Source organism: Paenibacillus shenyangensis, from assembly GCF_000346635.1.
In the GTDB taxonomy this organism is placed as follows: Bacteria; Bacillota; Bacilli; order Paenibacillales; family Paenibacillaceae; genus Saccharibacillus; species Saccharibacillus dauci.
Genome location: NZ_AOIG01000009.1, coordinates 129785 through 152734 on the forward strand (window position 1 = coordinate 129785; position 22950 = coordinate 152734).

Here is a 22950-nt window from a genome sequence, read left to right on the forward strand (position 1 = left end):
GATTCTAAATTTATAAGTTTTCACGTGATTTATCGGCACACTCCCAAAGAATCTACCAAACAGAGGAGCGTTCACTAGTATTCACGCCTATACGTTTTGACAGCGAACAGGTAATTTGATGCGTTTTGTCATTGTTAGATGAATGAATCCGGATTAATTATAATTCTTGCAAATACGACTAAATGCATCAAAACTCGATAGTATTAACGATTTGTGCCATAGGGTACCAATCTATTCAATTGTTAAAGTAGGAAAGAAATGCTGAAGAGAGATGGCAGAAGAGTAGACAGAGATACGCAGCTCCTGCAGTTCGCTGTAGATGTTGGACTATGAATGTGGTATATACAATGTAATTAAAAAGAGATGGAGATGAGTCCTATGGAATTGTTACGCAATAAGGTAATTAATGAAGGAATTGTGCTCGAAGGCAATGTACTCAAAGTCGATTCCTTTCTGAATCACCAGATGGACCCTGTACTGATGAAAGAGATTGGCAGAGAATTTACCAACCGTTTTTCCGATGAACAAATTACACGTGTACTTACAATTGAATCATCGGGCATAGCACCGGGCATTATGACCGCGCTGGAACTGAATGTGCCGCTGATTTTTGCACGCAAACAAAAGTCGCTGACATTGACCGAAGATATCTATGTAGAAACGGCCTACTCTTATACCAAGCAGCAGAGCAATGATATTACGGTCTCCAAAAAGTTTATGCATCCCGGAGACCGGGTACTGATTATCGATGATTTTCTGGCCAATGGAGAGGCAGCTTTTGCACTGGCACGGATTGTACAGCAGGCCGGTGCCCAGGTGGCCGGCATTGGTATCGTCATCGAAAAGTCCTTCCAACCTGGAGCCAAGCTGCTGACGGATGAAGGTTATCGACTCGAATCTTTGGTTCGTATTGCCGGTCTTGCAGATGGACAGGTACAGTTTGCCGACTGAATCTACAGCTGCTGCCTGCAGGATCAGACATAACGGCTGTTCCGAAAAGCCAATCTGGGCCGTATAGCAGCTGTTTCATCATTAAGGTGGGTAAGATAGCGGCTCACCAGATCTTCGGCGATCTGTAACGAGGCAGGAGGCGTACGCAGCGCGTCTATATGCTGCTGCATCTGTTCCAGAAGCTCTGGCTGATCCAGCACGCTATGGAGTACCCCGTGCAGCTCCTGCGGAGAATAGCATATTCGTGCAGCCTGCTTGGCTTCCAGATATCGTGCATTTTCCAGTTCCTGTCCGGGAACGGGATGAAGCAGCAATGCCGGCAGTCGGCAGCTAATGCATTCTGCCATCGTCAGGCCGCCGGGCTTGGTGATAACACAATCACTCATCGTCATCCATTCCTTCATCCTGTCGGTAAATCCTTCGATTCGTATATGGGCATGGTGCTGATAACGTTGGCCCAATTCCTCGCATAGCGTTTTGTTTTTGCCGCAAATAACGATCAGCTGTGTATCATCACGCTGCTGAATCATTTCACATATTTCCTGTACATGTTGCAGTACCCCATAGGCACCTGCCAGCAGCAGAACCGTTTTGCGCTCCGGATCAAGTCCAGCCTGCAGCAGGAGCTGGCTTCGATAGACTGGAGCTGGCTTCTGCTGTTCAAAGCTGTGATGAAGCGGAATCCCCGTCACACTGATTCGCTCTGCTGCAATCCCTCGGCGTACAGCTTCTATTTTCATTTCTCCGGAAGGGACATAATAATGATCGATATGGGGATGCAGCCAGCGTCCGTGCAGATCATAATCGGTCAGTATGGTCACCAGTGGCGTCGTTAGTTCCCGGCGGGCTTTTAGATGAGGGAGTGCCAGCTGTGGAAAGGTATGTATAACCAGATGCGGTTGTTCGTACTCCATTACTTCACGCATGCGCCGTGTACCAAATGAATGCAGCCAGTTGGAAAGCACAGTCCCTGTTTTCATTTCCCGCGTTTTGTAGTAGACCCAGCCATATAGACGGGGAATAGTCTTGAAGCTCTGCATATAGATCCATCGGGTCATCTCATTGATCCAGGGGTGGGACTCTGCCATCAGATCCAGCAGAACGACCCGCTGGATGCCCTGCTCGTACAGACTGCTCTGAAGAGAGCGGGCAGCCTGCAGATGTCCATCACCATAACTCGCATATACAATCAGAACACAGGGTAAATCATGCTGCATAGGGATAGTCCTTTCCGGCTCGGATTCATGTACTATCAGCTTGCTGTGCCTCCTGAAGTGCAGGGAACAGCATCTCCGGCAGCAGATGCCGGGGATTTTTGTACTTGCGGACTTTGCTGTCCGATGTAAATACGACTACCGTATCCAGCTGCGGCAAAATAATAATCTCTTGCCCGCCATGACCATGAGCGCAGGCATAGTCCAGCCCGTCCTGCTTGCCTGTCCACCAACCGTATCCATAATAACCATAACCGGCATAACCTTCAGACTGGGGAGTAAAGGACTCTTCCAGCCAATCGGCAGGAATGACCTGCTGCTCCTGCCATTTCCCCTGCTGCAGACAGCTGATACCAAAGCGCAGCATATCCCGTGGTGTCAGGCAGAGACCCACATGACCCATCGAATCTCCCTCCGGAGAGGGTGACCATGCAGCCTGCTCAATACCCAGTGGTCCGAATAAATGCTCTCTCGCATACGTAAAAGCATCCTGTCCGGTCCAGCGGCTGATAAGTACCGAGAGCAGATGGGAGTCAATACTGCGATACTGGAAATGATCCCTTGTCTCCGGCATAATCGGGCGCTTCAGCGCAGCACGTGCCCAGTGACGTGTACGGTGAAATTGGTGAATATCCGGCTCACCCAGCTTTTTGCCGGTTTGCCAGTCAAATCCTGCTGTCATGGTAAGCAGATGCCGAATGGTCGTAGAGCGCAGTTCGGCAGACGGATGTGCCGGAAACTGATCGGCCAGATAACGCTCGATCTTCTCATCAATATCCTGGAACAGCCCTTGTTGTTTGGCAATACCGACCAGCACCGAGGTGAAGCTCTTGGTCGCTGAGCGCAGATCCGCCAGATTACTGGCTGTATTGCCATTATAATAGCTCTCGTATACCAGTTGTCCACTTTGGGCGACGAGGAAGCTGTTGATACGTGGATATTCCTGCTCCAGCCGCTGATCCGTTTTGCGAAGCTGTTGTTCATCAATCTTAGGATTCACAGCCATGGCGGCAGGCAGAGCAGGACGAAGCAGATTGGATGAGATTAGAATGGGTATTTTCTCGTTCATCGGGATTCTCCTTCAGATAGGTTACTGTCTTTTACCCGAATTTGCATAGAATGTCATGATTACTGCCAAATCTCTGCTTTTTGAGGCAGTCCTACCTAAAATTAAAACCAATTTCGCTAAATAACTTATGCCAGAAAGATGATATGCCGCCACAATATGTGGTATGATAAAGCTAGATGGTGCTTAGATAAGTACTGATTGTAGACAGCCATGCCTGAACAGTCAGTGCGCCAGAGAGGCACAGTCATTACAGAGATTCCAGAATTATGCAGGCAAGATCGGCCTTGTTAAGCAAGATAGGAGCGGGCAGCCGGAATGATTCAGCACGACTTTGCAGGGGTATTGTTAAGGATAAATGCCTACCGAAAGTGCTAAAAGATCACAGACGAGACACAACTTCATATCACACTACACATCACGGATCTTTTCGGCGTTCTCAAAAACAAGGCACGTTTTGGGGAGGGAATTCCATGGCAACTAAAGGTCATAACGAAGTCAAGGAAAGTCTACGGGAGATGACAAGAATTTTCCGGCCTAAGGATCCAAAGAAATTCGTGAAGGAATATGTGCGAAAATACCACATAACTGGAGGATACGAAGAAGAACTCACGCTTCTTGTTGAGGATGAACTGATTCGACTGAATTCATCCGTCTCTTAATGAACCCGTGTATCAGCACATTGAAAGGAGCGGCTACCGCTCATATTACACGCACCACCTGAAATTGATTGTAACCATACTGAAATTGTAAAATACATGTCCTCTGGCAGCTCCTGCCAGGGGACTTTTTTTATTTATTTTCCAAAAAGGGGTTGTGTACTGTGTATAGTGTGTATATACTGTGCTTAAGGATATACACACTATACACAATGATCACAGAGAGGGTGTAATCATGTTTGATTTCAAAAATGGCTGGGTGCTAACCCGCAAGGAAATTTCACAGAACCGGATTATGTTTGTATGGGCTGCTGCATTCATGCTATATATGAGCCTGCTTGTAGGAGGTCTGTATTTTATAAGTATTGGCGAAGTGCTGGATTCCGGAATGATCGACTTTATTATGCTGATCTCGGCACTGATGCTGGGCACCGATTATTCCCGCAGGGCTTTCCGTATGATGCGTGAGGATATGTACACCGAGCTGCTTGCATACTATCGCACTCTTCCTATTCCGTTTGCTACAGTTCTGGGCAGCAGGCTGCAGCAGATGATCATTATGTTTATCTATAACTGGGTTATCTTTTTCACTATTGTATATGGGTTTGGAGCACGGCATATCCCGAATATGACACTGAGTGGTTATTTTGCTTTTGCCCTCTCCTGGGGAGGAATCGGACTGTTGCTGCTGAGCGTCTATATTTATTGGGAATTTACTACGAATTACAAGCAATATCGTACCTATAACCTGATTGTGCTGGTCGTGCTAATTATTGTTGGCGCTGTAGGAACATTCACCCACAACAACATATCGGGTCAGCTGCTGCGAATCTCCGTTGAGGACAGACTGGGTTCGCCGATAGTCTGGATTCTGCTGGCAGCGGGAATTGCAGCCATGTTTATTGCATTCTGGTGGACAGATCGGAAGGCCAAAAAGCGTGATCTGATGTGAATACAGCACAGGGAGGTCGAGAAGTATACGATACGGAGGAAACAACCATGAGAATACCGGTACAAATTAATGAGAACAGCGCAGAGCCGCTGTATCGACAGGTGGAGAATCAGCTGCGTGCACTGATTATCAGCGGCCAGTTGGAAGAAGGCACCCTGCTTCCCTCGATTCGGGAGTTTGCCTCTGATCTTAGATGCAGTGTCATTACCGTACGAAGGGTCTATCAGGATCTGGAGAACGAAGGACTGCTGCGTACAAGGCAGGGAACCGGAACCTTTGTCACTGGTGTGGAACAGGAAGTGCGAACGCGAATGGGCGAAGAGAATGTGAGGCAGCTCATGAATGAGATGATCAGTCGCAGCTACAATATGGGCTGGAATCGTCAGCAGCTGGAACAGCTTTTTCAGGAGATACTGGATACCAGGGAATCAGATTCGTAGACAGGAGATGATGAATAATGAACAAGACGACAGCTCATCATATATCGGACAACTATTATATGGAAGATACGGATTCGGTCATCGTATTGAAAGATGTATGCAAGCAGCGCCGACAGCATAAGGTGGGACCGCTGAACTGGTCTCTGCCACACGGCTGCATTACCGCACTTGTCGGCGAGAATGGAACAGGTAAAAGCACGCTACTGCATATGCTGCTTCGCACTCTGTATCCAGATAGCGGAGAGATTAGCTGGTTTGGACAGAGCGTTCAGGGAGAGATGCCACTGGAGCTGAGACAGCAAATAGCCTATGTCTCGGAAAAACCTTCCCGCGAAGAAGACCGTATGACTGCCCGCACAGCAGGTGGATTTCGTGCTTACTGGTATCCTGATTGGGATGAGCAGCAATTTGATCAGCTGCTGCAGGCATTTGACGTACCGGCCGATGTGCAGCTATCCAAAATCTCCAAAGGGCAGCGGCAGAAGTTCGAACTGGCAGCAGCGATTGCAGCCAAGCCGAGATTGCTGCTGCTGGATGAGCCGTCTTCCGGACTGGACCCTTTTGCCTGGAAAGACATGATTATTATGCTGAACCAGGCCATGGAACAGAGAGATCTGACGATTCTAATTACGACGCATCGAATGGAAGAAGTTAAGCGGCTGGCCGACTATGTCGTGCTGATGCATCAGGGACAGATCTGCGGTATGCAGGAAAAAGATGAATTGTACCAGCAGTGGAAGGAAGTATGGATCAATCCTGTACAGGATATACAGACGCTGAACTGGCTGAGGGAGTGCCCAGGTATTATCGAATGGGATGATAAGCCGGATGGTTCGGTTCGCATCCTGACAGCAGATGCGCAGATTCTCCAGCAGACTGCGGAGAAGAGCGGCATTACCACCCAGGTACACGGACTGGAATGGGAAGAACTTCTGTCCTGCTGGGTTAAGGATCATCATCTGAAAACAGACAGGGAGGCACGTTTATGAATCCGTTAATGCTGGACCAAATTGTCAAACAATATGCCGGTCATACCGCTGTAGACCATTTGTCACTGCAAGTGGAAGAAGGCGAGATCTACGGACTATTGGGAGCCAATGGGGCAGGCAAAACAACAACGATGCGCATGGTGCTGGGACTGATTCATCCGGATGAAGGCAGTATTCGCTATCACGGACAGCCCTACCGGACCGAGCTGCAGGCGATGATGGGATATTTGCCCGAAGAACGGGGACTGTATCCGAAGGTCAAAATAAGTGATCAGATGCTGTATCTGGCTCAGCTACGCGGTATGAAAGCTACCGATGCGCGCCAGAGTCTGGATTACTGGCTGCAACGCTTTGATGCGATGGAATACCGGGAGAAGCGGATCGAAGAACTATCCAAGGGCAATCAGCAAAAAATGGGCTTTGTCGCTGCTGTTATTCACCGGCCGAAGATTCTGATTCTGGATGAGGCATTCAGCGGGCTGGACCCGGTCAATGTAGAGATGCTCAAACAGGTCGTGCTGGAGCTGCGCAAGGAAGGGACGGCGATCTTGTTCTCCACCCACCGGATGGAGCATGTCGAGGAGTTGTGCCGTCATATTACTGTCCTGCGCCGCTCCAAGCCGGTGCTGCAGGGAGATCTGAATGAGATCAAGAACAGCTATCCCCGGGAAAAGGTTGTGCTACGGACTGCCAGCGAAATTCAGGGTCTGGACACGATCGAAGGAGTCACCGAAGTGGTACGTCAGGAAAATGGACGTTACATGATCCGGATCGAACAGGAGCAGGCAGCCCAGCAGATTCTGCAGCTGGCCATGTCGCAAGGAGCTGTCGACCAATTTGAGGTTAAAGAACCGACGCTGAATGAAATCTTCATTAAGGTGGTGGGATCCTCTCATGAATAAATTAGGTGCAGTTATCGGATTTACCTATCGGAACAAAACCAAGACCAAGTCTTTTCGCTGGACGACGCTTGTGCTGCTGCTGCTGTTGGTCGTAGGCCTGAATATTCCTTATTTTATCCAGTTATTCTCCGGACAGTCGGACAAAGATCTGGTTCGTATTGGTATCGCAAGCGGCTCGTATCAGCAGATTGCCGAGCAGATCAAGGAAGCCGCGGACAAAACAGCTGCAACGAAACCGGCAGCTGCCAACAATACCGGTAATGCAGGGGCTGCAGAAGTGAACGCGCTCAGAGGAACAGGGGTAACCCGGATCGAATGGCAGGCGGAACCGACAGATGCCGCGAAGCTGCGCCAGCAGATCGAAGCCGGCAAGCTGGATGGGTATCTGCAGCTGCAAAAGCCGGCGGCTGGAGAGACATTCCCTTCTATCACCTATGTCAGCGAGAAAAATAGCGCGGGTGTTCAGGCTATGCTGCAGGCCGCAGCGCAGACAGCCAAGGTTCGTTCGGTCACCAGCGGACAATTGACAGAAGCCCAGCTGAATGAAATCGGCACGCCGGTCAGTCTGACACGTGTTGCGCTGGATGATATGAAAGGCACAGATAGCAAGTCGGGCGCGCTGACCATGGAAAATTATATACTGGTCTATCTGCTGCTGATTCTGTTCTTTATTTCCCTGACGATGACCGGGAATATGATCGCGTCGGAGATTACAGCGGAGAAAAGTTCAAGAGTGATGGAGATTCTGATTACCAGTGTGTCGCCGCTAACACAGATGTTCGGCAAGATCATCGGCATTTTCCTGGTAGGACTGACACAGATGGGACTGTATGCCATTGTCTTTATCGTCCATCTTATGCTGCCTTACTATCAGCAGGTGCTGGCGCAATTTGATATTCACATCAGCAATCTGTCATGGGAAGTAGCTGTACTAGGTCTTGTCTATTATGTATTGGGCTATTTCCTGTACTCTACACTGTATGCGGCTGTGGGATCGATTGTCAGCCGTACAGAAGATCTGGGACAGGCGGTTTCTCTTTTGACCGTATTGACGCTGGCAGCTTTTTATATCGGCATCTTCAGTATGACCAATCCGGATTCGCTGCTGATGAAGATTTCCTCCTATATCCCGTTCTTCTCGCCAACAACAGCGATTGTGCGGATCGGGCTTGGCAATATGCCATGGTGGGAGCTAACCATTTCGCTCATTATTCTGGTGATTGCCATCTTCATATTTGGATGGTTGTCCGCCAAGATTTATCGTACCGGTGTATTGATGTATGGCAAGCGTCCAAGCTGGAAAGAAATCCGCAAAGCGATGAAAGCCTACAAGATATAAATAGAAGCAATCATCGTATGACCAGCCACTAGGTATCTATATTTCATCTTGTTGTCACGCCGTACTATTCCGCAGGTGAACAGGCCGTTTTATCTAACCAGACTCCACGATAAGCTTCAGCCATTCATCCTGTCATCCCACTCTCAAAGGAGAAATCACCCATGCAAATGAAACTCTGGAGAAAAATGCTTTTGTCCCTGACCGTATCCGCCAGTCTGCTGACCGCTGCTTCTGCACCCGCTATGGCTGCGCCGCAGCCGGCTAGTGTCAAAGTAGACGAGCAAAAAGTAGATTATGGTACAGGCGCACCGGTAATCAGTGACAAGACTACCCTGGTACCACTTCGCTCTACACTGAAGGCAATGGATGCAGAGCTGAAGGGAACGACAGCAGACAGTATTACTGTAGTGGTGAATGGCAAGAGTATTACCCTGCAGAGCAAACTAACCGAGATCAATGGTGTTACCTATGTGCCTGTTCGGATTATCGGTGATGCGGCAGGTTATAGTGTTCACTGGGATGCCCGGACTCGTACGGTACAGCTGGTATCTGCGAGTACCGATGCAGGTACGACGACCGCTCCGGCAGCTGAAGTTTCACAAGCAGGCCGCGGGTTTATGTGGGAAGTACAAAGTAACGGCAATACGGTCTACCTGGTCGGTTCTATGCATCTGGCGGATAAAAGCTTTTATCCACTGCGTGAAGAATATGAAGAAGCCTTTGCCAAAGCGGATCATCTGGGGGTAGAAGTAGATATCAGCAAAGCGGCTGGCGAAGAGCAGCAGAAGCTGATTATGCAGCTGGGGATGTACCAGGATGGCAGCACGCTCAAAGATCATATTTCCAGCGAGACGTACACCAAGCTCGGTGATGTGCTGGAGAAAAACAAAATGAAACGGGATGCACTGGATCCTTTCAAACCATGGGTCGCTGAAGTAATGATCGGTACCCTCAAACCGATGGAAGCTGGTTATGAAGCCTCTGCCGGTATTGATCTGTATTTTATCCAGAAAGCCGTAGAACGCAAGATTCCAGTTGTTGAGCTGGAAAGCTATGAGTCCCAGCTGAGCATGTTCAATAACTTCTCCAAAGAACTACAAGAGAAAAATCTCAATACTGCGCTGGACAGCTACGATCAAATGGATACAGCCATGGATCAAATGGCAGACATGTGGAAAACCGGCAATGATCAGGCACTCCTGGAGTTCACCAACAGTATGTCCGATAATGCGGAGTACAACAAGGCTATGCTGACTGACCGCAATATCGGAATGGTGAATAAAATTGACGGATATCTCAAAAACGGTAAAAAGGAAGAATACTTCATCGTGGTTGGCGCAGGTCACTATCTGGGAGAGCAGGGGATTATTCAACTGCTGGAGAATAAAGGCTACAAAGTCGTACGGAAATAAAGGGCTTCCGGCAGGAGACATTATCCGGAATGCTGGCACATAGAAAAGGCAGATATGAAATGCTCCAATAGGGATCAACATCTGTAAAAGAGCTGTTTGATATCAGACAGCTCTTTCTTTTTATCCATTACATTGTATATGCATAATTTGGGAGGGACATATATGAAAATTAGGAACAGGAAATCAACAAACAACGTATATACATCAAGAGCGAATTATTTACTGTCTTCAGGTATATTGGCAGCAGTACTGCTTGCTGGCTGTGGGCAAGAAAGTACCAACCCTGCAAAGCCTGCTCCAGGTACAGAAGTAGGCTCTACTACATCACAACAGAATGGAGGCACAACGAATATGACAGATAATAATCATAAGGATCAGGAGACGGCAGCAGGCAAGCTGCAGGCCGAAGATATTCCCACGGCGCTGCTGGATGGACGAACTGATCAGGTTCATGCCCGTATGACCGATGAATTCCAGAAGCTTGTATCCGCAAAGGATCTGGAAGCCACCTCCAAGTCCATGCTGCAGGGAATTCAGTCTTTCCGTTCACTGGGCATCTCAAAGATGAATGGATATGAGCAGTACAATTGGATCAGCGATAACGGGAAACTAGGCCTGACAGGCACTATCGATGAACAAGGCCGAATCGCCGGTCTGCAGCTGCAGCCGCTAGAGAGCTTTCCGGCGACAGACAAAGCGCTGAGCAAGAATACGTATCGAATGCCACTGGACGGAGAATGGTATGTATTCTGGGGTGGCACCAACGTCCTGCAAAATTATCACTATGCTGTAGAGTCCCAGCGCTACGCCTATGATTTGGTACAGGTTAAGGATGGGATGTCCTACAGCGGCGATCCCAAGAAGAACGAGAGCTATTATGCTTTTGGTCAGCCAGTAATCGCTCCGGCAGCCGGTAAAGTGGTATCGGTAGTTAATACGATTGCAGATAACGAACCGGTAGGTGTCATGAATCCCAAGCAGCCTGGCGGCAATATGGTCGTTATTGATCATGGCGGCGAATACAGTATGCTGGGACATCTGCAAAAAGGCTCCGTTACCGTTAAGCCAGGTGATACGGTTCAGGCAGGCGACCCGATTGGCAAAGTGGGCAATTCCGGTAATTCCAGCGAAGCACATATGCATTTCCAGGTATCGGATGGACCGGATCTGATGACGTGGAAATCGCTTCGTATTCATTGGTCCAATGATATGCAACCTGTTAAAGGCCAAATCGTAGATGCTTCGAGCAGCAAAGTGATAAAGGAGAGTAAATAAGATATTATCACGTGAATCTGTATTCCCTGGTACAAATCACAATATCTTCTTATTCTGCAAGAATATATTGTGATTACCAGGCGGATATGCAATAGTTAGAGAGACACGTCAAGCTTTGCCTCTATGCCGGAATTCACAAGCTTGTAATCGCTTTTTTACACTCAGAAAAAAACATTCAAAAGGAGTTTTGCGATGAAATCCTGGCATAAGAAAATAATGACCCTGGTACTGGCAGCAGGTCTGCTGACCACTACAGCACCAACGATGGCTGGCGCAGCACAGCCGCTTGTGGTCAAAGTTAATGACCATAAGGTCGAGTATCGCTCCGGCGGCGCACCGACTGTACAGAAGCAAGTCACACTGGTACCACTCCGCTCTACCCTCAAAGCCATGGGCATCCAACTGTCCTCGGTTACCAAAGACAGTATTAAGGTCGTTGTCGATGGCAAAAGTCTTACCATCAAAAGCAAGTTAACCCAGATCAAAGGTGTTACCTACGTACCGATTCGTACATTTAGCGAACTGCCAGGTTACACGGTAAGCTGGAATGCAAAATCCCGTACCATCCAGCTGGTATCCGCTCCGGCAACGGCAGTACAGGAACCGGTTAGCAGTCCGGCAGAAATGACACCAGCACCAACTACATCCCCTACAGACAGCAGTACAACAAGCACAGAACCTACAACAATTACACCACCAGCACCAACGAATACTCCAGCAGTCAATAATACTACAACTGCGCCAGCACCTGTTCAGACCGGCGCACGCGGATTTATGTGGGAAGTCCAAAGCAATGGCAATACCGTCTATCTGGTAGGCTCCATGCATGTAGCGGATGACAGCTTCTACCCACTGCGTCAGGAATATGAGCAGGCATTTGCCGAAGCCGATTCACTGAGTGTAGAAGTCGATATTACCAGAGATTCTTCGGAAGACTTCCAAAAGCGTGTACTGGATACAGGTATGTATCATGATGGAAGTACGCTGCGCAATCACATCTCCTCCTATACATACGAGAAGCTTGGCCGGGTTCTGGAGGAGAACGACTGGAAGTCCGGTGCACTGGACCGCTTCAAACCATGGGTCGCCGAGATGATCGTTTCTTCCTTTGCTACCGATGATTCCGGATATGATGCCGATCTGGGTATTGATCTGCATTTTATCAAAAAAGCAGCAGAACGCGATATTCCGGTGATCGGACTGGAGACCGAAGAATCGCAGCTTCGGATGCTGAATAATTTCTCCGATGAATTGCAGGAAAAATTGCTCTACTCCACACTGGCTTCCTTTGATGACAAGCAGAAACAGCCAGCCGATAATCATGAGAAAGAGCTGGGTGAGATGTGGAAAACCGGCGATGAAAAAGCGCTGATGGAAGTGACCAACAGTTCGCTGGTCGAGCCGGAATACCACAAAGCTATCCTCGTTGATCGTAATATCAATATGGCAAACAAGATCGACGCTTATCTGAAAAATGGCAACAATCAGCAGTACTTTGTTGTAGTCGGAGCCGCCCATTATCTGGGCAATGACGGTATTATCAAACTGCTCGAAAACAAAGGATATACCGTTACACGCAAATAATCACAGACTGATTTTTCAAGAGAATTCTGCACCATGTTAGAGGCAAAGCAGGACGCTGTCAAAAATTTTCCGATATTATAAAGGTTCAGATACAAACATAAATACACCCGGAAGAGTCTTATGCTCTCCCGGGTGTATTTGTATATATACTTATTGGGGTTTGCTGATCGGTATCATGCGAGTGAGCAATTTATTAAGATCATCAGAGTCATACGCATCATTAATAACTTTCCATGTTCCGTCGATCTGCTGCAGCTGTAGGGTACCTTGCAGAGGAAGCTGTTCCTTGGTTCGATCCAGCTGTACTTTCATTGTATAATCGATCTCCAGGATACCTTTTACCTTGAGCACCGGATCGGCATGCAATTCAAGATTCTGTGGACTGATAGAAGACTTTTCCGTTACAGCCAGTCGCAGCGGCAGTTCAATAAGACGATTGCGCAAACTGTTATCCATGGCTTTTTGGGTAGCATATGGAAGCAGATTGTCATAATGCTGCTGCATGGAAGGCGGGAGCTCGACCGGATCTGTTGTTTTCTTTGGAGTTTTGAACTCCAGATCCAGATTTTTGTAATCAGGTATGGTGTATTCTGTTTCTTTGTATTTTTTGGCTACTTCGATCGCTGCTTTAAGTTGTTCTTCGTTTACAGTGTCTCCTTGTTTGCCGGCAACAGCAGGTTCACTTGTCGTCTCTGTCGGTGCGGTTGTGGTCGTTGCCGGTGCAGCAGCTTCTGTACCACTTGTGCCTGCTGATTCGTTGTTACTTGCTGGTTTACTGCTTTGCTCGGTGCATCCAAGCAGGGATGTACTCATGACCAGTGTTAATAGTAGTAGCGTATATTTCTTCATATGTAATCTTCCTCCTTTTGCATAATACATAGATGTTTAGGTAGACTTTACCATTAAACGGGAGAAGGAGCAAATTTGGCCCATATACAAAAAGGCTTTTGCAGCATCAAATTGCTGCAAAAGCCTGAACGAAACTATCGTTATTGTAAAGAGAAGAACGAAGCTTAGAACTGGGCTACATAATTTAGCATTGCTACGTTGTATTTATCAAGTATATTCTTGCCTGAACGAATCTTATCGTTAGCTTTATAAAAAAGAGAGTCATTACGTTTCGCCTGACTGAAGTATTTTTGCAGTAACTTAAAGCCTTCCAGCTGTAGAGTCGCACCCTTGATAAACTGTTGATGAAGTTTACTGATTTGAGGTTCAGCAGGCTTTATTGTTTTCATCAAATCAATAAATTTCTGATAATTGGGGATAACAGTCCGGGTCATACCGTTGTAGGATTGCACACGTGTCTTTACCGAGTCCACCCGGCATTTTTCGTAAGCTTTAACAGCCAAAGCCTCATACTTCCGATGTTTTATACTGGTGATCAGATAGTATACGTAATCATCATAAGCATCCAGCATATCCGGTTCTACCAGTTCACGATAATCGCTCAGATACTGTTTTAACTCTGTCTGCAGCTCAGGATGATTTAGGATGTCTTCGTACGTAATAGCCGGGACTGATGAAGAATCTGCTTCGGATTCTGCTCCAGCCAGGGATGGTAAGGTAAATATGGCAGAGAATAGCAGTACAGTACTGAGTATTCCTGCAAGTAGACGATATTTTTTCATTTTTATCTCCTTTGAAACTATGTATAGTTGTGTTCTATATTCTTATCGGCAGATTGGAAAGAAAATGGAAGATCTGCCATCTATTTAGAACGAAATGCAGTATCTATAATGATTCGCTAATCCGTCTTTACAGGATACGGGTGGTTATTCGTCAGTTCGGACGATACAATAGAATTAGGTGCTGCGTGCAGCCAATGTTACCATGGACGGGAGAATGAATGATTGTGTATCAGACTACAACCCGAACGTTAAAACGGCAGGTGTATGACCGGATAGCCGTTCAGGATGATGTTTACAAGCTTGAATTGATGAAAGATATCGATATTACGAGCAGCAGTCTGAATAGGACGCTCGATGAACTTCTGCATGAAGGATGGATTGTGGAATCCGGCCTTGGTCCGTCTACAGGCGGCCGAAGACCGACATTATACCGGATGAACACCGGTCATCGGTATATTTTCGGATTGGATATTTCACGTATTTATTCGGTGCTCGGATTATATGATCTGCGGATGAACGCATTATATACCCATCGCTGGCAGATGGATGAACAGATGGAACCGGCAGTGCTGGCCGATTATGTAGCAGCTCGTATTCAGGAAGCACTGGCGGAGCGGCATCTAAGCCGTCAGCGCATTATGGGAATCGGCATTGGAGCCGTCGGTCCGCTGGATCATGAGCAGGGAACGATCCTGAATCCAGCCTATTTTCCGGCTGCAGGCTGGCAGAATGTAAGTATCTGCAAGATGCTGACTGAACGTACTGGTCTTGCGGCTACGCTGGATAATGGAGCGAACACAGCATTGATCGGGGAACACTGGGCAATGCGCGAGAGCAATATACAGCATATGCTGTACGTTAATGCCGGAGCAGGAATTCGCTCGGCAATTCTGTCCTCCGGCCAGCTGGTACGCGGAGCGATGGACAAAGAGGGTGCTGTCGGACAGATGGTTGTACAGGCTGGTGGTGCGCGGCTGCAGGAGCAGGGCAATTACGGTGCACTGGAAGCTTATGTATCTATTCAGGCATTGGAGCAGCAGGTACGTCAGCGGAGCCGGATAGGACTGGAATTTAGCAAAGATGGACAGCCTCTACTGCCGGAACAGATCCATTTTGATACGCTGGTCGATGCACTGCGAAGCGGCAATACCGTTCTGAGGGAGTTGTTTAATCAATCCGCCGGTTATATGGGTATCGGACTCGCCAATCTGATCAATACCCTGCAGCCGGAAAAGGTTATTCTGGGCGGTGCGCTGATCAATGCGGACCCGGGTTACTATGATACGGCTATCGCTGTTGCGAAAAAACAGATCTATGGAGAAGAACGCCTGCAACCGGTCTTTTCCAGAGGGATTCTACAGGAAAATGCTGTATCTGTAGGTGCCGCTGTTATGATTCTGTCACAGATGGAAATGTAGTAAGACAAGGTATTAATACTGTACGGTCTTCATCCTAACCAATCTCCAATATTGCAAAGCAAAAAGCTCGGATCAGCTGTTCCTTTACAGGAGGAGCATGATCCGGGCTTTTTATTGGGCAACATATTATGCTGTTAGATGTTCATCATGATAGCCTATTATTCAAATTTCTCCAAATAATCATCCATGTTATCCCGGTATACTTTCAACATTTTGATACCTGCATCGACCTTCAGGTTAGCCTGTTTGAGAGTAGCTGTTTTGAGCTGGGGAGTGGATACATATTTCTTGAACAAAGTTAGCGCCTGCAGCTGCAGGGAAGCGGCTTTGACATACTGATTATGAATTTTGGCAAGTTCAGGTGTCTCGGGTTTGATCTGCTTGAGACCGACAACAAATTTGGTGTAATTAGGAACTACAGTATTGTTCATGGCTGCATAAGCTTTTTTACGATTCGACGATGTAACATAACGGAAAGAGTTATAGGTATCTACCGCTTTGTCTTCATAGGAAGCAATCGTTTTGAGCTGATCCAGATAGTCCAGCAGCTGGGTAGCTTCTGCTGCGAGTGCCGGGTCGAGATCGGCATAATCTTCGGCCAGATCATCGCTGAGATCCTCACTGGTAGTATCTTCCGTAGAAACGGAACTGTTGGAAGCCGAGTCGTCTGCAGCATAGACAGCGCCGGTAGAGAACAGGCTGGTACTGGTCAGCAATAAGGAAAAAGCCAGCACAAATAACATTTTTTTGGTGAACATTCTATTCGCTCCTTGGTATATGAGTAGGATATTATAAAATACAGAGAATTATTGCAGCGCGTCGAATTTGGTAATGTATTTGTCGATCTCTTTATTGAACTGATCGATCAGTTTGCCGCCGGCTTTCAGTTTGGCTTTGGACTTGTTGAGGATGACATCATCGAGTCTGGCACTGGATACATATTTTTTGTACAGTACGAATCCTTCGAGTTCCAGATAGGCACCTTTTACATATTTGGCATGAATTTTGGCCAGTTCGCTATTTTTGGGTTTGATCAGTTTGATGCCGGATACGAATTTGGTGTAGTTGGGTACGACTGTGTAGGTCATCAGTTTGTATTCCTGTTTGCGGTTGGAGCTTTTCACATATTCATTAATATTATAGGCATCCCATGCTTTGGTCTCATAGGAGAAGAGAGGCTCCATTTGATCGGAATAATCCAGGAAGGATGATGCTTCTTCCACCAATACAGGATCAGCATTAGCCCAGGTGTCTTCATCTCCATAGGTGTCGGTATCTGCGCTCTCTTCAGCGGTTGCTGTATTATCCGCTGCATCGGCATCGGTAGTAAGATCCATTGTATAGCTGCCGTCAGGTGCATCGTCTGTAGCAGCATATGTCATGCTGGCAGGCAGTGCGGAGGAAGCGGTGACCAATGCTGCGAGCATCAGAGTCAGTAGTAATTTGTTCTTCATGTGAGTAACCCCTCTATTATGTATTTATTAGATTATTTTTACAATTTAACACGGTACGTCAATAAAAAGAAAGACTGAAAAGGTAAGAAATTCAATATTATGACAGAATAGATCGGATATTCGCAAAATTGGTTGAATAGTCGCATATGTTGTTCGAACAGGCGTAACCGATTCATATGACTGCCGAATCAGTTGTTGCGTGACCCTGCAAAGTAGGTGCAGCCGATTGCGGCTGTCATTTGAAGTTTAAAAGAATAGGAGAGTGACTTTAACCAGTGACTTGAATTCATATAAATGAGGCGATAATCCATGGAACAGACTTTTGATCTTGTTGTAATCGGTACCGGCAGTGCAGGCGCAGCTACCGCTCAGGCATGTCGTGAACAAAACTGGGAAGTTGCGATTATAGATTCAAGGGAGTACGGAGGTACCTGTGCCCTGCGCGGATGCGATCCCAAAAAGGTACTGGTTGGAGCTGCCGAGCTCGTTGATCATACCGAGCGGATGGTCGGTAAAGGGCTAGAAGATAGTGTCCGGATCAACTGGCCGGATCTTATGGCTTTCAAGCATACATTTACGGACTATATCCCGGGTGCCCACGAAAAGAAATTGAAGGATGCAGGTATTCATACTTTTCATGGTCATGCCCGGTTCGTCAGTGAAGACACCATAGAAGTAGATGGTCATCGTCTGACTGGCAGACATATTATGATCGCTACCGGTGCCAAGCCAGCCCCTCTGTCAGTCACAGGAGAGCAGTATCTGGCGAACAGTGATGACTTTCTGAATCTGGAGCAGCTGCCCTCTCCACTTGTATTCGTAGGTGGCGGATATATTTCCTTTGAATTTGCCCATATTGCTGCCCGTGCAGGTGCAGAAGTACATATTCTGCATAAGGATGAGCAGCCGCTCAAGGGATTCGATCCGGAGCTGGTGAAGGAACTGATGCAGCGAAGCCGTGATATTGGTATTCATATCCATCTGAACACATCGCTGCAGTCTATTGAACAGTTGGAAGAGGGAACAGAATCCGATTCATCACCAGCTAATGCAGAGTCCCGGACAGCTGATAGAGCGAACCATCAGACACGCTATCTCATACAGGCCAGCCAGCAAGATCAGGAAATGCGTCTGGAATGCGGACTGGTCGTCCACGGTGCTGGAAGAATGCCGAATATTATGGATATTCAGCTGGAACAAGGTAAGGTGGAATTCAGTAAAAAAGGCGTTCGTGTCAATGACTACATGCAGAGTGTCAGCAATCCTATCGTGTATGCTGCAGGAGACTGTACGGACTCTCCCGGACTGCCGCTTACACCGCTTGCCAGTCTGGAATCGCAGGTGGCTACCCATAATCTGCTTAACGGCAATACACGCAAACCGGATTATCGGGAAATGCCGAGCATCGCTTTTACTATTCCCAAATTGGGTGCGATCGGCATAAGTGAGGAGGAAGCCCGCAAGCTGGGTGATCATGTCACAGTCAATACATTTGATACGTCTACCTGGTATACGTACAAGCGGACCAATGAACCAACAGCCATGGCCAAAATTATTATTGATACGTCTACACGAAAGATTCTTGGAGCACATATATTAAGTGGTGAAGCGGATGAGATGCTTAATTACTTTGCCATAGCGATCCGGCTCAACCTGACGATCGATCAGATGCGGGAAGTACTGTATGCGTATCCGACTCCGGCTTCCGATCTCAGTTACATGCTGAAAATCTAGCCTTGTATCGTAGTGTAGTTTGCCATTAAGCAATGAATGGGCGGAATGCACAAGCTCCTCATCTGCTTCCGATACAAATACACAATAAAAAGCACCTGTTGTCTGTATGCGATGATATCCATTCATCGAACAACCAACAGGTGCTTTTATTTAAAATACTATTTGTTTATTTTCCTGAACCGCCGCGTCCTTCAGAACGTCTGCGTGCAGACTGTACCTGGTGGAGTACAACACCCATTACAAGGAGGGCTGCACCGGTCAGCCAGAATGGCATACGGCTCGATTCTCCTGTTTGCGGCAGCATTGGCTGCTGCTGGGATGGAGTACGTACAGGTGGCGTTGTTCCTTTTGGTACCGGCTCATCATTGACCGGGATATCCGGTTGTTGGGCAGGTGCTGGTGGAACGGTACCACTTGGTACAGGTTCATCCGGAATTGGCATATCCGGTTCAGCAGGGTTACCTGGTACCGGAGGTGATGTCTCCGGCAGAACAGACGGATTAGAAGGTGTTGGATCAACCGTACCGGATGGTGTTGGATCATCTGCAACCGGAATCGTCGGTTCTGTTACCGGTGAACCGCCTGATGGTGTCGTACCACCTGGTGGAGTTGTACCTCCTGGCGGATTGGACGGTGTTCCTGGTTTGTCTTTATCCGGCTTATTATCTGTCGGTGTCCCTGGATTACCAGGATTGTCTGGTGTACCTGGGGTTCCCGGATTATCAGGAGTCCCTGGATTGCCCGGTGTACCTGGATTATCAGGTGTACCCGGAGGTACTGTCGGCTGCTTGGTATTCGTTAATGTCAGGAATACCGCATTATTGGACTGCTTGATACTGGAATTAATCGTCACTGTGTGTACAGTGGAATCCAGTGTATAACCGGCAGGAGCACTTGTCTCCTGAAGCGTATACTTGCCGTATAGCAATCGGGTAAACAGAGCACGTCCCTGCGGGTCAGTCGTCAACTTGATAGCAGGTCTGGCTTTGGCAGCATCCTGTAATACAAAAGTTGCGCCTTCCAGCGGTAATGTAGGATCGTCTTTATCAACCTTGCTTACGATAAGGTTGCCGACTACGCCTGTTCCCGTGCCGGAAGCCGAAGAAGTACGTACCGTAATTTCTTTGGTTGTATCTATCGTGCCGGATGTAATTCCATCTCCGGCAAATTGTACGGTATTACCAATCTGTTCTCTGTCTTCTGCTGTGATCATGGAAGAGTATTCCAGAATCATGGCGGATCGGATCGGCTTCAGGAAGGACAATTCGAACTTCTCCGGACTGCCTGAAGTAATAGCTAATTTATAATCGGTACCACGTACCAGTTTGGGTCCTTTGGCTAACCCACCGTTACTCGCGACACTAGCCGAGTACAGATTAAAGGAGTCGGTCAGCAAAATCTGGTTAGGCGTCGGTTGATCGATAATGCGTGCATTTTCTACATAGGATTGTCCACGGTTGATATAGACAGTCCAGTAGATTTTGTCGCCATCCTGTGTACCGGTCTTGGATACATATTCTCCACCTTTGGGAATACTAACCGCTGCAGCCCATGGATAGACAGCCTGATCACTGTGCAGCACCGCATTGTTGCGAATCGTTGGCTTCACTATATGATTCTCTACTGTTGTCTTAAAAGTAATCCAATACGGCGAATTGATCGGCTGATTGAATTGTACCTGCAGCTTGCCGCCATCTTCACCTGCAGCAGGGAGTATGGTCTTGTATTCAGATGGAGCGACTGTTTTGCCGCGGGTTACACTGTTCCAGACACCAAGCAGGTTCATATGATTCACCTGCAGTGAACCTGGCACATAGGTTTGACCCGGCTCCAGCATATCTTCAATATAAGCATTGGTCAGCTGACGGCTGCTGTAATTGGCTTTGATGTTCCAAGTGATTTGCTTGGTGGTCGCATTGTACGAACCATCTTTGGAACCGTTGTTGAGAGTCATGCTATCCGGCCAGAAGCGTGCTTCTGCATCATCTGTCCGTGTTTTTCCATTTTCGATCCAGGACAGCTGCGCCCGGTTCAAAAAGGAAGTGTCAGTCTTGTTTGTTTTCCATTCGACATCGAACAGAGTACGATAAGTGATCGTCAATGGAGCGGTAATATCTTCATTAAACGTAATTTTGAAACCGGATCGTCCATTCTCGCTGCTCACTTTATAGTCGGAGGCAGGATATTCGCTACCGTCCGAATTTAGAATCTGCAGAGAATCCGGCTGGAATTCCAGTCCGCCATTCGGGAAAGTATCATTGATGATTACATTGGACATTGGATAGCCATCACGATTAAGGCTCAGCATCCATGTTGCTTCTTTGCGAATATAGTTGGCATCCACCAACTTTTTGGTAAAGACAACATTTTTGATCACCTGGGAGGCACTTCCGCTTGCTCCACCCGAAGTGACAGTATTGGTTACTTTCTCATCATTGTCTACACGATTAACAGGTTGGGTCTGGTACTTGATCGTGTAGGGAGAATCGATAGCATATTGGAACTTTAGATCGAATCCGGTACGACCGCTCTTGATGGCAAACGGTGTAATCGTATAATCCTGACCTTCTGTCAGAAGACTATTCGTGTTGGCATTGTAGACTCTGATCGAATCAGCGACCAGCTTCTGGCTGGCATTAAAACGATCCTGTAGTACGGCTTGGTCCTGCGGAATAGAGCGGCTGTTCAGATTATAGCCGATCGACCATGAGATAATACCGGTCTGCTCGTCATAGTTTTCTACTTTTTTGGTCAGAAACTTCTGTTCTACAGAAACTTCTGCTTTGGCAGTCAGTGTACCTTTGTTGCTGGCAAAAGATGCCGTATTAGTGAACTTGCTCTGTGTGTCTGTCGTAAGATCGGTCACATAAGTAATACGATAGGCAGAACGGATTACCGGGTCAAAGGTAAGCTTGAAGCTGCTGCTATCTGCTTCCAACTGGTAACCGGAAGTCAGCTGTTGTCCACGGGTCGTTGTTCCATCGACATTGACATTCAGTTCGTGTACCTGAACCGAACTTGTATCCAGAGACATGCCTGCAGCAATAGGATCGGTGATTACAGCATTTTCGACTTTTTCCTTGGTCGTATTCACATCGATCGTCCACTGAATATGATCCTGATCCAGTGCCTGTCCACGTTTGCTGATCGATGTGCCTTTGTCAGGTTTGAAATAGACCAGAATAAAATTGGAATCCCCGTTAAGCGGTACCGGGATCTGTACCTCGGTGCTGCCATGGGTTATCTCCTGGCTGAATGCAGTGCGGAACTGCATCGTTCCGTGAATATTCGAGTATTGTTCAATCGTATCATTAAATGTCATAGTGACATGCCCACTGCGTGTAGCGCTGAAGCTGCCTACTGTTCCGTCTTCGAACTGCAGAGGGACATTATTGATATCATTGTATAATTGAAAAGCGGCTGGCAGATCGAATTCAAAAGTAGATCCGCTGTGGAAAGAGCCATTATCCGGCAATGCCCACTCATAATTCAGATAGACCGGTGCATCCGGATCGATCTGCGTATCGGGATTGACCTGACCATCAATTTCAGTCATATTGGCATCGGTCAGAAATATCCGGGTAATAATGTTCTGATATGTATCAGCTGCAGGGACCTCGGGAGTAACCGGAGGTTGGGTACCCGTATCTCCAGTAGGTGGCGTAGATGTGCCAGGGGGATTATCAGTGCCTCCGCCTGGTTGACCATACGTGTCAGACTGTACAGTTGTTCCTGTATCTGATGGTGCAGCAGTTACTGCCGAATCTGAAGTAGTACCTGCATCCGCAGCATAGGCAGAGTGAAATCCAAACAAACCGGGCAGCAAAATGGTTAAAGTAAGAAATAACATACTTACTTTCTTAAATATATTCATGAGTAGCTCCTTTTTTATATGAATTTAGCAATAGATGACGGTGAAAAAAGCCCCCC

Annotated in this window: 19 protein-coding genes; 12 read left to right on the forward strand and 7 right to left on the reverse strand. The window is 47.4% G+C overall.

Going from position 1 to position 22950, the window contains the following annotated elements:
- Positions 1-378 precede the first annotated feature (378 nt).
- Positions 379-951, forward strand: a complete 573-nt coding sequence (locus H065_RS0108405; protein ID WP_017812597.1) for a xanthine phosphoribosyltransferase — start codon at positions 379-381, stop codon at positions 949-951.
- Positions 952-974: 23 nt separating this feature from the next.
- On the opposite strand, the gene H065_RS25565 is transcribed toward H065_RS0108405, so the two are convergent.
- Together H065_RS25565 and H065_RS0108415 are read right to left on the reverse strand one after the other, a co-directional pair.
- A complete protein-coding gene (locus tag H065_RS25565; RefSeq protein ID WP_017812598.1) occupies positions 975-2168 on the reverse strand; it encodes an MGDG synthase family glycosyltransferase in 1194 nt (397 codons plus the stop codon).
- Positions 2169-2193: 25 nt separating this feature from the next.
- On the reverse strand, positions 2194-3234 hold the full coding sequence (locus H065_RS0108415; protein ID WP_017812599.1) for a serine hydrolase domain-containing protein: 1041 nt from the start codon (positions 3232-3234) through the stop codon (positions 2194-2196).
- A gap of 470 nt (positions 3235-3704) precedes the next feature.
- Between H065_RS0108415 and H065_RS0108420 the strand changes: the two genes are divergently transcribed.
- From H065_RS0108420 to H065_RS0108460, 9 genes are all read left to right on the forward strand, one after another.
- Positions 3705-3893, forward strand: coding sequence for a hypothetical protein (locus H065_RS0108420; protein ID WP_017812600.1), 189 nt, complete (start codon positions 3705-3707; stop codon positions 3891-3893).
- Between the two features lie 232 nt (positions 3894-4125).
- Positions 4126-4842, forward strand: coding sequence for an ABC-2 transporter permease (locus H065_RS0108425; protein ID WP_017812601.1), 717 nt, complete (start codon positions 4126-4128; stop codon positions 4840-4842).
- A 47-nt stretch (positions 4843-4889) separates the two neighbouring features.
- Positions 4890-5282, forward strand: a complete 393-nt coding sequence (locus H065_RS0108430) for a GntR family transcriptional regulator (RefSeq protein ID WP_017812602.1) — start codon at positions 4890-4892, stop codon at positions 5280-5282.
- Between the two features lie 17 nt (positions 5283-5299).
- On the forward strand, positions 5300-6271 hold the full coding sequence (locus H065_RS0108435; RefSeq protein WP_017812603.1) for an ABC transporter ATP-binding protein: 972 nt from the start codon (positions 5300-5302) through the stop codon (positions 6269-6271).
- Positions 6268-7173: an ABC transporter ATP-binding protein gene (locus tag H065_RS0108440; protein ID WP_017812604.1), complete on the forward strand. Its 906-nt coding sequence runs from the start codon at positions 6268-6270 to the stop codon at positions 7171-7173. Before H065_RS0108435 ends, H065_RS0108440 begins: the two co-directional genes overlap by 4 nt.
- Positions 7166-8512 (forward strand): ABC transporter permease, encoded by a 1347-nt coding sequence (locus H065_RS0108445; RefSeq protein ID WP_017812605.1) that lies wholly within the window; start codon positions 7166-7168, stop codon positions 8510-8512. The genes H065_RS0108440 and H065_RS0108445 overlap by 8 nt, the downstream gene beginning before the upstream one ends.
- Positions 8513-8679: 167 nt before the next feature.
- Complete coding sequence (locus H065_RS0108450) at positions 8680-9924, forward strand: TraB/GumN family protein (protein ID WP_026136107.1); 1245 nt, start codon at positions 8680-8682, stop codon at positions 9922-9924.
- 162 nt (positions 9925-10086) lie between these two features.
- Positions 10087-11199 (forward strand): peptidoglycan DD-metalloendopeptidase family protein, encoded by a 1113-nt coding sequence (locus H065_RS0108455; protein WP_152425840.1) that lies wholly within the window; start codon positions 10087-10089, stop codon positions 11197-11199.
- A gap of 192 nt (positions 11200-11391) precedes the next feature.
- Positions 11392-12783: a TraB/GumN family protein gene (locus H065_RS0108460; protein WP_017812608.1), complete on the forward strand. Its 1392-nt coding sequence runs from the start codon at positions 11392-11394 to the stop codon at positions 12781-12783.
- A gap of 150 nt (positions 12784-12933) precedes the next feature.
- Here the strand turns inward: H065_RS0108460 and H065_RS0108465 are convergent, their stop codons facing one another.
- On the reverse strand, positions 12934-13632 hold the full coding sequence (locus tag H065_RS0108465) for a hypothetical protein (RefSeq protein WP_017812609.1): 699 nt from the start codon (positions 13630-13632) through the stop codon (positions 12934-12936).
- Between the two features lie 164 nt (positions 13633-13796).
- A complete protein-coding gene (locus H065_RS0108470) occupies positions 13797-14414 on the reverse strand; it encodes a hypothetical protein (RefSeq protein ID WP_017812610.1) in 618 nt (205 codons plus the stop codon).
- 218 nt (positions 14415-14632) lie between these two features.
- On the opposite strand from H065_RS0108470, the gene H065_RS0108475 reads away from it, so the two are divergent.
- Positions 14633-15832, forward strand: coding sequence for an ROK family protein (locus H065_RS0108475; protein ID WP_017812611.1), 1200 nt, complete (start codon positions 14633-14635; stop codon positions 15830-15832).
- A 158-nt stretch (positions 15833-15990) separates the two neighbouring features.
- Here the strand turns inward: H065_RS0108475 and H065_RS26915 are convergent, their stop codons facing one another.
- A complete protein-coding gene (locus H065_RS26915; RefSeq protein ID WP_017812612.1) occupies positions 15991-16590 on the reverse strand; it encodes a hypothetical protein in 600 nt (199 codons plus the stop codon).
- Between the two features lie 48 nt (positions 16591-16638).
- A complete protein-coding gene (locus tag H065_RS0108485) occupies positions 16639-17286 on the reverse strand; it encodes a hypothetical protein (protein WP_017812613.1) in 648 nt (215 codons plus the stop codon).
- A gap of 309 nt (positions 17287-17595) precedes the next feature.
- On the opposite strand from H065_RS0108485, the gene H065_RS0108490 reads away from it, so the two are divergent.
- Entirely contained in the window at positions 17596-19020 is a 1425-nt protein-coding gene (locus tag H065_RS0108490) for a dihydrolipoyl dehydrogenase family protein (RefSeq protein WP_017812614.1), read from the forward strand.
- A gap of 166 nt (positions 19021-19186) precedes the next feature.
- On the opposite strand, the gene H065_RS25575 is transcribed toward H065_RS0108490, so the two are convergent.
- A complete protein-coding gene (locus H065_RS25575; RefSeq protein WP_238557920.1) occupies positions 19187-22870 on the reverse strand; it encodes a collagen binding domain-containing protein in 3684 nt (1227 codons plus the stop codon).
- Positions 22871-22950: the final 80 nt, after the last annotated feature.